This window comes from Allocoleopsis franciscana PCC 7113 (genome assembly GCF_000317515.1).
GTDB lineage: Bacteria > Cyanobacteriota > Cyanobacteriia > Cyanobacteriales > Coleofasciculaceae > Allocoleopsis > Allocoleopsis franciscana.
This window is the reverse complement of the sequence record NC_019738.1, coordinates 5,002,063-5,014,772: the sequence shown is the minus strand read 5'-3', so window position 1 is coordinate 5,014,772 and position 12,710 is coordinate 5,002,063. Positions and strand designations below refer to the sequence as shown.

The 12,710-nt window shown below is 46.9% G+C and carries 11 protein-coding genes; 6 read left to right on the top strand and 5 right to left on the bottom strand.

The features are described 5' to 3' along the window. Positions 1-43: 43 nt before the first annotated feature. Positions 44-2,800, bottom strand: coding sequence for a bifunctional acetate--CoA ligase family protein/GNAT family N-acetyltransferase (locus MIC7113_RS20600; protein ID WP_015184116.1), 2,757 nt, complete (start codon positions 2,798-2,800; stop codon positions 44-46). A 388-nt stretch (positions 2,801-3,188) separates the two neighbouring features. On the opposite strand from MIC7113_RS20600, the gene MIC7113_RS20595 reads away from it, so the two are divergent. The 3 genes from MIC7113_RS20595 to MIC7113_RS20585 all read left to right on the top strand — a co-directional run bounded on the left by MIC7113_RS20595 (position 3,189) and on the right by MIC7113_RS20585 (position 6,482). Beyond that, positions 3,189-3,566 carry a hypothetical protein gene (locus MIC7113_RS20595; protein ID WP_015184115.1) on the top strand — a complete coding sequence of 126 codons (378 nt, stop codon included), beginning with the start codon at positions 3,189-3,191 and terminating at the stop codon, positions 3,564-3,566. 727 nt (positions 3,567-4,293) lie between these two features. Next, positions 4,294-4,839, top strand: a complete 546-nt coding sequence (locus MIC7113_RS20590; protein ID WP_226883481.1) for a gamma-glutamylcyclotransferase — start codon at positions 4,294-4,296, stop codon at positions 4,837-4,839. A gap of 140 nt (positions 4,840-4,979) precedes the next feature. Continuing rightward, entirely contained in the window at positions 4,980-6,482 is a 1,503-nt protein-coding gene (locus MIC7113_RS20585) for an aminotransferase class V-fold PLP-dependent enzyme (RefSeq protein ID WP_015184113.1), read from the top strand. A gap of 171 nt (positions 6,483-6,653) precedes the next feature. Here the strand turns inward: MIC7113_RS20585 and MIC7113_RS37740 are convergent, their stop codons facing one another. After that, on the bottom strand, positions 6,654-6,791 hold the full coding sequence (locus tag MIC7113_RS37740; RefSeq protein WP_155898064.1) for a hypothetical protein: 138 nt from the start codon (positions 6,789-6,791) through the stop codon (positions 6,654-6,656). A gap of 50 nt (positions 6,792-6,841) precedes the next feature. On the opposite strand from MIC7113_RS37740, the gene MIC7113_RS20580 reads away from it, so the two are divergent. The 3 genes from MIC7113_RS20580 to MIC7113_RS20570 all read left to right on the top strand — a co-directional run bounded on the left by MIC7113_RS20580 (position 6,842) and on the right by MIC7113_RS20570 (position 9,563). Next, positions 6,842-7,153 carry a sensor histidine kinase gene (locus tag MIC7113_RS20580; protein ID WP_015184112.1) on the top strand — a complete coding sequence of 104 codons (312 nt, stop codon included), beginning with the start codon at positions 6,842-6,844 and terminating at the stop codon, positions 7,151-7,153. Positions 7,154-7,183: 30 nt separating this feature from the next. Continuing rightward, positions 7,184-7,768, top strand: a complete 585-nt coding sequence (locus MIC7113_RS20575; protein ID WP_015184111.1) for an endonuclease dU — start codon at positions 7,184-7,186, stop codon at positions 7,766-7,768. A gap of 970 nt (positions 7,769-8,738) precedes the next feature. Further along, positions 8,739-9,563: an SDR family NAD(P)-dependent oxidoreductase gene (locus MIC7113_RS20570; protein WP_015184110.1), complete on the top strand. Its 825-nt coding sequence runs from the start codon at positions 8,739-8,741 to the stop codon at positions 9,561-9,563. A gap of 143 nt (positions 9,564-9,706) precedes the next feature. On the opposite strand, the gene MIC7113_RS20565 is transcribed toward MIC7113_RS20570, so the two are convergent. The 3 genes from MIC7113_RS20565 to MIC7113_RS20555 all read right to left on the bottom strand — a co-directional run bounded on the left by MIC7113_RS20565 (position 9,707) and on the right by MIC7113_RS20555 (position 12,611). Continuing rightward, positions 9,707-10,159, bottom strand: coding sequence for a hypothetical protein (locus tag MIC7113_RS20565; RefSeq protein ID WP_015184109.1), 453 nt, complete (start codon positions 10,157-10,159; stop codon positions 9,707-9,709). A 374-nt stretch (positions 10,160-10,533) separates the two neighbouring features. Beyond that, positions 10,534-11,517: a bestrophin family protein gene (locus tag MIC7113_RS20560; protein ID WP_226883479.1), complete on the bottom strand. Its 984-nt coding sequence runs from the start codon at positions 11,515-11,517 to the stop codon at positions 10,534-10,536. Positions 11,518-11,690: 173 nt separating this feature from the next. Continuing rightward, positions 11,691-12,611: a bestrophin family protein gene (locus MIC7113_RS20555; RefSeq protein WP_015184107.1), complete on the bottom strand. Its 921-nt coding sequence runs from the start codon at positions 12,609-12,611 to the stop codon at positions 11,691-11,693. Positions 12,612-12,710 lie beyond the last annotated feature (99 nt).

Here is a 12,710-nt window from a genome sequence, read left to right as displayed (position 1 = left end):
TCACACCCCCTCAGTCACCTAAGTTACACCTAATTCGGCAGGATTAGCGCAACTCGTAAACTACTTTCATGATTGATGGCTCAGAGGTGGGTTCAAGACGAAAGCCAAGTTTTTGACAAACGTGCTGCATGGCTCGATTTTCAGATAGAATCTCAGCCGTGATGTATTGCAATTGCTCGTCTTTGGCGATTTCGATCAGACGACGCAAGAACTCCGTACCCAACCCTTTACACTGGAAGCGATCGCCAATCAACATCGAAAACTCAGCTTCATCCCTGCCATGCAATTTGCTCAAGCGACCGAAACCGAGAAGGTGATGTTCGCCCGTTGCGGGGTCTTTATAATCCGCCACTAGGGCAAGTTCGCGATCGTAGTCAATGAAACAAATCCGGGAGAGTCGATCGTGAGCCACTCGCGTTTGCAGCTTCATTAAGTGAAAGTAACGAGAATAAATACTTTCTTCCGATAGATTTTCGTGGAATTTAACCACCAGGGGTTCATCCTCTGGGCGAATCGGGCGAATTTTGATCGATGTGCCATTCTTCATCGTCCAGTCAGACACATACTGAATCGGATAGGGACGAATCGCCGCCTGAGGGAGTTTGTCCTCCGGTACATCCAGGCTATGTAACACCACACGCGCATCCAGAGCCATTAACCCGTCAGCAGAAGCGAGTAAGGGGTTGATATCAATCTCCTTAATCCAGCGTTGTTCAACCACAAGCTGACTAAACTGAATCAGTAATTGCTCTAACATGGCCAAATCCACAGGCGCTCGTCCACGCACACCTTTGAGAGCCGTGTAGATTTTTGTTTGTTCCATCATCCGCCGTGCCAAGGTTGTATTCAGCGGCGGTAACCCCAAAGCTCGGTCTTTAAAGACTTCGACCAACTGCCCACCAGTGCCAAACAAGAGGACTGGCCCAAACTGGGGATCAGGACTACTGCCGAGGATCAGTTCATAGCCGTCCAGCTTCAACATCCGCTGCACCGTCACACCCAAGAAATGCTCCGCGCCAGCTTTCAGAAGTACTGCTGACTCAATCGCCTGATAAGCTTTACGCACATCATCGGCATCTGCCAAGTTCAGCTTCACGCCACCGACATCGGTTTTATGGGTGATAGTTTCGGAATATAGCTTCAAGACAACGGGGTAGCCCATCTCCTGGGCTAACTGTACCGCCTCCGCTTCCGATTGGGCAATGTGAGTTTCAACCGTGGGAATGCCATAGGCTTTTAGGAGCTGCTTCGATTCAAACTCACTCAGCAGAGTCCGACCCGATGCTCGAATCGATTGAATAATTTCTGTTGCCCGAACTCGGTCAGGAGCCTTTTCATCCGCTCCTCCTTCTAGGACGGGTGTTTCGTAGATACCCCGCAGGTTATAAGCATAGCGCCACATGTAGTTGAACACACGGGCAGCGGTATCTGGGAAAGGGAGGGTGAAAATCCGCGCCTCGTTGAGCATGGCTTCCCCTCCTGCCACCTCAGCACCCCCCATCCAACTCGCAAGGATGGGTTTTGCGGGCAGAGTACTTCCCTGCAACCGTTCCACAAACTGCTTCGCCGTTTGGATGGGGTCAGTCATGGCTTGTGGGGTGAGGATGGCAAGCAGTCCATCACTCTCAGGATTTTTCAAAGCTATCTCGCAGGCTTTGGCATAGCGATTGGGGTCAGCATCCCCTAAAACATCAATGGGGTTACTGTGACTCCAATGGGTCGGCAATAGCTGATTGAGTTCCTCCATGGTTTGGGGTGATAAGGGAGCCAGTTCACCCCCTTCTGAAATCAGCGCGTCGGTTGCCAATACCCCAGGGCCACCGGCATTCGTGATAATGGTCAACCGTTTGCCTTTGGGGCGTGGCGCTTTAGCTAATACCTCCGCCATGTTAAATAAATCGTCAATCATGTTGACCCGCAACACGCCGCAGCGACGAAACGCGGCTTCTAATACTTCATCACTGCCGGTTAGCGCCCCCGTATGAGAAGCGGCAGCGGCGGCGGCGGCCTCAGTCCGACCGGCTTTAATCACAATAATCGGTTTCGTCAGAGCCACTTCCCGTGCGGCGGACAAAAATGACCGCGCATTGCCGATGGACTCCATGTAAATCACAATGCTGTGGGTGGCAGGATCGTCGCCCAGGTAATAAATCAGGTCACCCCAATTAACATCCAGCATGGAGCCGATGGACATGAAGGCGCTGAAGCCTACATTTTCCCGAAAACTCCAATCCAAAATCGATGTACACAGAGCGCCACTTTGACTGATGAACCCCACGTTACCGGGTCGTGCCATGGCACTGGCAAAGGTGGCATTCAGGCCACTGACGGGACTCATCACCCCCAAGCAATTCGGGCCAATAATTCGCATTCTGCCCTGACGTGCCTGTTTAAGAACGTCCTGCTCTAATTGAATGCCTTGTTCTCCGACTTCCCTAAAGCCAGCCGAGATAATAATTGCTCCCTTGACCCCGGCGGCTACGCATTCGCCAATCACACCGGGCACTGTTGGGGCAGGTGTGACCACAACGGCTAAATCGACGGTTTCAGGCACCGCTGCAATGCTGGGATAAGCTTTGATTCCCAGAACACTCGGTCGTTTGGGATTAACAGGGAAAACGGTTCCGCCGAAGGGATTGCTAATTAAATTCCATAACAGAGTACGCCCAACACTGCCTGCTTTTTCCGTCGCACCAATCACAGCGACGTTTTTGGGGGCAAAGATTGCATCGAGAGGTTGACGTTCATAGCGCAGAACGTCATGAGCTGGATCGGTAGTTTGCATTAAGGTTTTTGACATCGTTCATACCTGAACTTGTTTCTCGGTCAGTGGGTAGGCTTGGATTGTGTACCTGCCTTGGTGACGGATCGTGGATTCTGTGCAGCGCTGTCCTATTTCTAATTTACTCGCAGTTTCTCTACAGGTCAGTAAAAATGCTTACGTCGCTCTGGGTTACGTCATGAGCAAGTCACAGAGGAAAATCCCCAGAATCAAGAGTGGAGCTGGAGTGAGCAGAGAAGATCAGGCGAATTTGTCCACTTAAACCTAGAATTATCAACAAAGGTTTACCACCGGACGATGTCCCGCTCCGCTATCACAATAGCTGCGAGCCACCCAAGTTCCTCCTCGCTCTCATCTCCGGTTGTTCCACAATCCTCAATCCTGAGCCTATTGCCAGCAAGACTCTATGACGACCGTTACTTCTCAACAAATTGCCCAGTTTCGCACTGAGTTAGCCAATAATCCCGAAGCCATGAAAGCACTGGATGCGATTGAAGATTGCGAGGGAGATTTAGAAGATGCCGCTATAGCATTAGCCATCCGTGCCGGACAGCAACCCCAAAGAGATAATGCCGAGTGGCTAGACGCTTTAGCTCGGAAATGCCGTGCTGTGATTTGCCAGAAGGAATTTCGCGACGATTTGCTCAAGGGTTCTTATGCACCCATGATTCGATACTTAGCAGAGACACCTCTGTTGCCGTCAATCCTGGCAACGCCCGTGCTGATGTATGTTGTTACCCAAGACATCAACCATTTTTGTGAACCGTTGGATTCTCAATTCTGAATCCGGAGGCTGTAACCCTAATTTTGTAGGGAAAGGAAAAAGAATTTCTCGACTCAAATCTAAGACAGCGAATCAACTTCCACGTCCAAAATGCAGTGTGCTTTGCTACATTTTTACCGGATTATCCCATAATTCTTAAAGTTCAGCCATATGGCTCAAATTTTTCCGCCATTTCTCAGAGGTATTGTTACAGAGACTCTTCATATCATTAAGTCAGCTCGATGGCGTTTGATTCCGTAACGCTGCTCGATTAGGCAATACGTCAATTCAATACTTGCAAGTCAAATCATGACACGGATACAGCGATTCGATACCGTATAGCTTCGCTGCGGTTGTGTCATTTTTTAATGACTCAAATTAATTCTTGGTCAAGGAATAAAACGCTTGATTCACTTCACTCTGGAAAATCGAAATCTTAACTGTAGAGTTTACTTTTTATCGTTAACCCCTAGTATGGCTTTACAAATACTTGATAAAGGGTCGGGTTTAAAGAGAGACGAAACTTTAGCTATATTCAGCAATCCAGCCACATCCTGATGTTCAAAGCTAAGAGGGGCAATATAAAACTTCGGTAAATAGCGCCCTTAAAGCTAGACAAGCTATAGGGAGACTATGCCAATATCTACACAAGAACTTAGGCAATGAAATTCCACAGAGCACTTGCTAAGCACCCGTCGAAGATTTGCCATAACTAATGTTTGTTGTTTCTCCTAACACTCAAAAAACTATGTCGGACCTAAAAATTTTGAGCAAAAAGAATATGGCAACGTTCTACTATTTTGCTTATGGCTCCTGCATGTGTCCGGTAGACCTAAAGCGCTCCCTTGGCGAAAACACACATAATTATGTCGTAGGTCCGGCGACCCTTAAAGGCTATCGACTAGGGTTTTATTGCTACTGCGAAAAGCGCGATTGTGGTGTACTCGATGTGGTCGAAGACCCCAATAGCTCTGTGGAAGGAGTTCTCTATCAGTTGCCTTGGCAGCAAAGCATTAATCTTGATCGGCGCGAATGTGTCCACGAAGGTCGATATAAACACGAAATGATTGAGGTTGTCTGCCAAGGTCAACTTTACAAGACTGTTCGTACCTACGTGGTGATTGACAAACTTTCGGAAGAAGTTGCTCCCGGCGACTGGTACTTCAACGTTGTTCTCCGGGGAGCGGTTACCTCTGGACTACCAGAGCAATATTGCTGGAAGTTGTTTAACCACATGCATCAGCTACAACAGCAACAATTGGGAACCCGGAGGTGGCAACCTCAAGCCGCTTAATCATTTCTTGAACTGTAGTGTAGGCAGTCCTAGCCTTGTGCCTGTGTCCCAATCGCACAAACTGCCTTTAGAATCACTGACCGTTTTCTCATAAGATTGACCCTCTTTTTTACCCAAGAAAAACGACCAAGGAGTATTCAATGCAGTTAATCCAAAGACAGGACATCAAGGCTATCCAACCCAAAAGCGAAAGTTTTCAATGCCCAGAAGTACTCGGTGCTAACCACTTTGTGCCTTTGTTGGACGGTCGCCATATTACTCAAATCTTCTTGGATAATGGAGCTAGCACCAAACCCTTCCGAGTGGTTAGCGACTTCATCCGAGACATTGAACCCTACTACTCCAACATTCATCGCGGTACCGGTTTTGACTCCCATTTTTGTACAGAGCGCTACGAACAAGCACGCCGGATTGTGGGAGAGTTTGTCGGTTGGGATAGTGAGCGGGATGTGGTTATCCCGGTGCGTAACACGACCGAAGGAATGAACCTGCTGGCGAACACTATCTCCTTTGCTCCTGGCGATCGCGTCCTCACCACAATCCTGGAACACCACAGCAGCGACCTCCCCTGGCGTAACAAAGCTAAGGTGGAACACCTCCCCATTAACGCTGAGGGACAAATTGACCTCAAGGAGCTAGAACGCCGCTTAGACCCCGCCAAGGGCAGAGTTCGGGTCGTAACCATGACTGGTGCCTCCAACATCCTCGGCTCAGTGCTGCCAATCCACGAAATTGCCGCCTTAGCTCACAAGTATGGAGCCTTAATGGTTGTGGATGGTGCTCAGTTGGTGCCCCACCGTCGTGTGAACATGAGACCCCATACCGATCCAGGTCACATTGACTTCCTGGTGTTCAGTGGTCACAAAATGAACGCTCCCGGAGGAGTCGGAGCGGTTGTCGGACGGCGCGATATTTTCGCCGCCGCTGCACCCTACCAACCCGGTGGTGGAACCGTCGGTTCTGTGAGTACCAACAGCGTTACTTGGGCTGCGCCCCCCGATCGCAACGAGGCAGGAACGCCCAACATCTTAGGAATGTTAGCGCTAGCCCGCACCATTCAGGTACTCGAAGCGGTAGGGATGGATAAAGTCGAGGCTCACGAGCGTCATCTCACCTCTGTCCTCTTAGAAAATCTGTCTCACATTCCCCAAGTTAAAATCTTAGGCTCCCGCGACCCCAATGGCACAGACAAGCGCGTGGGCGTTGTCACCTTTACCGTCGATGGCGTTCCTCATGGCCTAGTAGCTGCCATTCTTTCTTATGAGTGGGGCATTGCGGTACGCAATGGTTGCTTCTGCGCCCAACCTTTGATGAAGCGCCTCTTGGGAGTGGAAGAAACTTGCTCCTGTCCTTCGGAAGAAGAAACTAGCGTTCGGGGCGATCGCCACAATGTGCCAGGGGCTGTCCGCGCCAGTCTGGGAATCCACAACACGGAGCAGGAAATGGAAACTTTAATAGAAGCTGTTTCCCGCATTGCTCAGAAGCAGTGGCAGGGCGACTACGAGCAAGATGCCACTACAGGCGATTATTTGCCTCGCGGTTTCCGCTTCGACTTCTCTGATCTGCCTGGTTTTGACACAGAGCCAACGACTCACAGCTCCACCGGTGAGCGCCACTTAAAAGTCGTCCATGGCCTGCTATAGGCTACAGTGGCTGGCAACGGGGCGTTATTGACAACTCTTTGGGCTAACGCCAGCCTTATTCTGTATTAATTCTTGGGTAAGGTGCATCCCTAAATAGGTCGTGCGAGAGAGGGATTAAAGGCTTGACCGATTAGGGATGCTTTCTTGTTGTTTATGAAAAGTCATTATCGGCTAATTTGACAGCCTCACAGCTTTATCTGGATATTGGCATAAAACTAATAGAACATTAATTTTTACCTTTCCATCATCAGCGGGTGTGGTCAAAAGCTGTTGGTAGATGCGATCGCTCCAAGCGTCCCTTTTGACCACACCCCTTTCTAAATTACGTTCACCCTAATGACCAACTGATATCAAGAGAATTGTGGCAGTCCCTTGCAGTCAAAGATTCTCCTCAAGGTAAGAAAATTCGCGTAGACTTAGTGTCTCAACAAGGTCAGGCTATTTTTCGGATTCAGGATGAAGGTATCGGTATTCCGCCTGAAGATCGAGAAAGAGTGTTTGAAACCTTCTATCGAGCCAGCAATGCAGGCACAATTCAGGGGACGGGGTTAGGGCTTGCGATCGCCAAAAAATGTGTAGACTTACTTGGGGGTCAAATAACTTTAGAAAGTGAAGTGGGTGTAGGAACAACGGTTACGGTTATACTGCCATTGAATCCTATACCAACCTAAGAAATAAATTTAGAATAGAGTTATAAGTTAATGGAACTTGACGCTCTGATCCGACTGAATCGTGTGATTCGCGTCATTGGCTTCGATGATGCCCCCTTTGTCCGTAACACGGGTGGGAATGTATCTGTTGCAGGTATTGTTTGTGCGGGTACTCGCTTTGAGGGGATGGTTTGGGGACAAGTCGAGCAGGATGGTTGGAATGCGACAGATGTCATTTTAAGCTTATTGTTAGGACGAAAATTTCTCCCTCAACTCCATATTTTGCTGCTGGATGGTATTGCCTTTGGCGGCTTTAATGTTATTGACTTACCCAAGCTTTCCGAGCAACTCAAACTCCCCTGTGTAGCCGTCATGCGACGGATGCCTAACTTGACGGCGATAGAACAAGCGATTCGTCGTTTACCAGAGCCAGAGAAACGTTTAGAGCGGCTGTATCGCGCCGGAACAATTCACGCTCACCCGCCATTTTTCTTCCAGGTGTATGGTGCTTGTCCGCAGGTAACGTTTTCGGTACTAAAACGCCTGACGGACTGTGGAAATGTGCCGGAGGCATTGCGTTTGGCTCATTTAATTGGTGCAGCGGTGATCAAGGGAGAAAGTGGCAGTTCTGCTTAATGAGCACAAAATGAGCACAAAAGGATTCCCTTGTGCCATCAAATATGAGAGTTCGTCACTGCCTCATCCCTCTCCTCTCATAAGAGCACAGAAGACATTCGTCAGGTACGTTATCCAATCGCAAACACACCGTCTCGAAACCTTTGGTGGTTTACCACTACGCCTAACCCACCTTATAAATTGCGCTCATGGATTTTTCCCTCATGGAGTAAGTATTATTACTTAATAGGGTAAAAGCGATCGCACTGTAAAAGAACTCTTCAAGATTATGCTGTGATGTAAATCAACTCCATCGGTGCGCTATCTCCTGCCAACCAGCACCCCTCCTATTGGGCAGAAGCTAAAACCCTTACAGGCAGACAATTTGCAGCTTCATTAATAGGGATCGCTGTTTTGTGAACAAGCATTAAGCAGTTTTTATTAAAAAATGTTGCGGGTTTACAAGAGAAGTTGCTAACGTGTGCATTATGTGTTGCTTCTGGTCAATTCTCGATTCTAGGAGATGTACCATTTATGCTCTATGTCAATTTTGTCTTTTCACCGATTCACTGACTCCACAATGGGTTAACGATATTTCTTGGACGGCTCTACACAACCTTTCCTAAAAGACGGCTTAGAGATATCGCTGTGGATTATTTGACTACGGGTAGGACAACTCCATCATGTCACTGACTGGCAATATCCGTGTCTGTTGCGAGTCAGCCTCAAACTTTACAGAAGTCTCACGCAGAGGACATTTCTCTCACTTTGCCTGCAAGACATAAGTGTTCCCTACATTCATCCCTGAGGAATGTCTGGCTCTTAAAGGTTGAGTCCAACTCATACCGACATTACCTATCCCTGTTCGTCTCATTGCCAATGAGTTAGTTGCTTCATGTGTTTCCATCTTTGCGATCAACACGGCTGCACGGCGTGGTGAGACGTTAACTGCAAAACTCAAAAGAACTCCAACATCCAAAGGTTTTAATTTATGAACATTCAAGGCAAAACAGCCCTGATTACCGGGGCTTCGCGTGGAATTGGACGAGCGATCGCCATTGAATTAGCGCAACAAGGCGCAAAACGCCTATTACTGGTGGCACGCGATCACCAGCGCTTAACGGAAGTGGCGACACAAATCGAGGCGCTAGGCGTAGAAGTCGTGATCTTGGCGTTGGATCTGAGTCAGGCGGTGGAAGTGAATATTGCGATCGCACAGGCTTGGCGAAATTATAGCCCGATTCATCTACTCGTTAACTGTGCTGGAGTTGCCCACCAATCGCCCTTTTTACGCTCACCCCTGCCCAAAATGCAGGAAGAAATCGCGACGAATTTAATGGGAATGTACACGATCACCCGTTTGGTTGCCCGACGCATGGCAGCACAAGAGGAAGGGACAATCGTTAACGTTTCTAGCCTGATGGGCAAAATAGCCGCGCCCACAATGGCAACTTATTCCGCAACCAAGTCTGCGATTTTAGGATTTACCCAAGCTTTGCGCGGTGAACTCGCTGAATACAATATTCGGGTGGTGGCTTTGCTGCCAACTCTGACGGATACGGACATGGTGCGAGACTTACAGTTGTTTCGCTGGGTTGTACCGATGACGACTCAGCAAGTCGCACAAGCTTTGATTACCGGACTACGTAAGGACACGCCGGAAATCTTGGTGGGATGGCAAAGTCATTTAGCCGTATGGTGCAGCAGGATTGCGCCTTGGCTTTTAGAGAAGGTTTTGCTGATGGCGGCTCCTCTACCCAAGGATAGACAAAAACACTACCCGAAACTGAGACAAGCAGCCGCAATCTCACGTTAGAGTCTTTTAGAAATGGGGAGTTATTAATTAAGACTCCCCATTTGAGAGCAAGTAAAGTGTCAAAATGAAACAGATTTAACGGCAAAATTAATGATGTACTAGTAATAAATTTTCTGCCCTTTGCCTTCTGCCTTTTGCTGTAACTAGGCCACTCTCACAAAATCCTGGATTTGAAAAATATAGCTTTCGCCGTCGCGTAACTTATGAGTTATTATCCGGCGATTATTAGGGTCGATGAAGTAGTGGTTGTTAAAGATTACAGATTGAGAGACGGTACTCTCAACCTTGAAGATGTAGTTGTAGGGAATTAATTCAGTTCCGTGAAGTTTAAGCTGTGCGTCTTCTGCATAGCAGGTCTTTCCAGTCACTTTAATATCACTATGAAAGACAGCTTCACCATACCCATAAAGGTTTTCAAAGTGTTCATGGAAATGCCAGATTTTAGGAGTAATCCAGTAGATATTGGCGTGGACGGCTGAGGCTTCCAGAAAATTTCCATCAAGGCCAAAGGTTTTACATAAGCCTTCCCACTGACCCATGAAACACTGGAAGGGTGGGAGGAGTGATAGTCCATAATCTTTTGTTACAGGCTCCATAAGTTTGTCCTCAGTCGTTATTTTGTTGGTAGTAAAAATCGCTTGAACAGGCGGCGATTGGAGTGATCATCTCCAACCAGTATTCACCAATACCAGACAACAGGAAAGTAGCAATCACATTTTATGGAATAGAGCGATCGCTGTGAACAGATTTTTTAATCTAAAACAGTAGTATCTCCTTGAAGTATACGATTGAAGGAGTAGGTCATGAGCGACACCATTCCCACCCGCCCGCATCGCCGTCGGTCATGGGCTGAACCATTCAAAATCAAAGTGGTTGACCAGCCATGACTCAAGATTCATGTTCCCCCTCCTCGCTAGCGAGGAGGGGGCTAAGAGATATAGCTTGGGGTGGAATTTGTGATCGCGCTATTTCACCGATGTGTTTTCCAATGCCTCACACAAGGAGCCAGTGTAATTAAATCTTCAATATTGCGCTCCATGGTGGCACAAATCGTATCTAAAGGTAAATCATTCGCGTCATAACCAAAGGGATTCTCAATCTCAATTCCAATCTCTTCAATTCCAAAGACAGCAAAACTAATTAAACCTACCACTACCGCCGTCCACCAGTGTAAATCATTGACCATTGGGAAAGGGAGTGAGAGGCAATAAAGCAATAACAATTGCTTTAAATGAATCGAATACGCTAAGGGTATAGGTGTTTTTAAGATTCGTTCACAACTCCCTAAAACATCCACCATTGTATCGAGCAATTTCAGCATAGCACTGAGTTGATATGTATTAAGACAACCGCGTTCATGCTGTTTTTGCAAATAATCTCCAATCCAAAAGGCAATTTCCAAGGGTGGATGATTCATGGTTTGGAGTATTTGATACCTTTCGGCTGACATTAAGGGTTCTAACTCATTGTTCAACCGCTCTCCCCGTAGATGTAACTTAGTCGCCACTGCAAAAGCGATTAATAATCGTAGTGTTTCTACTTTTGCCGTTCTATCTTGTGGCTTATTTTCTGCGATCGCTGCCCAAATTTGACGAGCTAAGTTACGAACCGTATTGACTAACGTTCCCCAAAGTTTACGCCCTTCCCAAAATCGTTCGTAAGCCGTATTTGTCCGAAAAACTAATAGTAATCCTAAGACAATACTCGGAACAACACCGCTCAGTGCAGGCCAGGATAAAGAAAATCCTAGTTCATGGAATCCTGTAATTAAAAAACCAAAGGTACTGCACAATATTACTCGTGGAAGAATAGCAAAAATAACAGACCCTTGCAGCCGTAAAGCCACTCGAAACCAGTGTCGTTTCTTCCAATCTGTATCCTGGAGTGGTATTGGCTTAGATTTATTGGCTTTTCTATCTATCGCACCCAAACCCATTGGGGTTAACCTCCACATCTACAAGATTACCAACCCGTACCTTAGCGTTGCCTTGTTCTTGCCACTGCCTTGAGGTAAATCCCCATTAGTTTGATTTATTTGATTACGTGAGCATTACAAATTTAAAATAGAGAAAGTTGCCTTCACAAATTAAGAGCTATTTATCTTACTTTAAATTGTCGTTTAAACTGCTAATTTACTGAGGTCAACTCCCAATGGTCTGGACTCAGTTCCTGAGATATTAAATCTTCAATATTATGTAACATAATGTCACAGTTTAAATCCAAAGGCAAATCATTGTCATCGTAGCCGAAAGGATTTTCCATTTCACGGTTGATTTCTTCAAGCCCTAACAAGGCAAAACTAATCAACGCCACAATCGGCCCAGTCAACCAGAAGAAAGCACCAACCATTTGGAAGGGCAATGAAAAGCAATAAATCAACACTAACTCTCTCAGGTGAAGTGCGTCGGCTAGCGGTACTGGAGTTTTGATCACCCGTTCACAGGCTCCTAAATTATTCACCATCCGATCCAACAACTTATGCATGGCTGCTAGTTGAGTACTATTGATGCTTTTTCGAGAGTACTGTTCCTGAAAATAATTTCCAATCCAAAATGAAATTTGCAGCGGTGGATTCGTTAGGTTTTTCAACTCTAAACAGCGCTCCGTGGAAAGCAAATATTCTAATTCACTGTTTACAGTTTCGCCCCTAAGATGTAATTTAGTGGCAACGACAAAGGCAACCAATAAGCGAATAGTTTCTAGTTTTTTGGCGCGATCGGCTGGTTCAATTTCTCTAACCGCCACCCAAACTTGACGAGCTTGATTTCGTACTGTATTTGTTAAATTCCCCCAGCTTTTACGACCTTCTAAAAATCTCTCATAAGCGGTTTGGGTTCGGATAGCTAACAATAAAGCGATCACAATCGTCGGAATGACTCCTGCCCAAAGTGGGACGGATAGAGAAAATCCTAAATTGCGAAGATTGTGCACACTGGAAATAAAAAAACCGAACAATCCACACAAAAGTACCTGCTTAAAAACGACTGGAACGACTGAACCTTTCTGCTGTAAAGCCCATCGAAACCCTTGCCGTCTCTTTGTCTCCATACAACCTCTCAATCGTTACCATTCCAGGAAATGTATTCAGTTTGCCCTACTTGGTTATAAACAGAAACGATTGCCGCTTCTCGAAAGGGCTGTAAGGCT

Coding starts and splice junctions, on each gene's coding strand:
- MIC7113_RS20565 (WP_015184109.1), bottom strand. CDS start 10,159: ATGGAGCCTGTAACAAAAGATTATGGACTATCACTCCTCCCACCCTTC.
- MIC7113_RS20575 (WP_015184111.1), top strand. CDS start 7,184: ATGGAACTTGACGCTCTGATCCGACTGAATCGTGTGATTCGCGTCATT.
- MIC7113_RS20585 (WP_015184113.1), top strand. CDS start 4,980: ATGCAGTTAATCCAAAGACAGGACATCAAGGCTATCCAACCCAAAAGC.
- MIC7113_RS20560 (WP_226883479.1), bottom strand. CDS start 11,517: ATGTGGAGGTTAACCCCAATGGGTTTGGGTGCGATAGATAGAAAAGCC.
- MIC7113_RS20590 (WP_226883481.1), top strand. CDS start 4,294: ATGTCGGACCTAAAAATTTTGAGCAAAAAGAATATGGCAACGTTCTAC.
- MIC7113_RS20595 (WP_015184115.1), top strand. CDS start 3,189: ATGACGACCGTTACTTCTCAACAAATTGCCCAGTTTCGCACTGAGTTA.
- MIC7113_RS20570 (WP_015184110.1), top strand. CDS start 8,739: ATGAACATTCAAGGCAAAACAGCCCTGATTACCGGGGCTTCGCGTGGA.
- MIC7113_RS20555 (WP_015184107.1), bottom strand. CDS start 12,611: ATGGAGACAAAGAGACGGCAAGGGTTTCGATGGGCTTTACAGCAGAAA.
- MIC7113_RS20600 (WP_015184116.1), bottom strand. CDS start 2,800: ATGTCAAAAACCTTAATGCAAACTACCGATCCAGCTCATGACGTTCTG.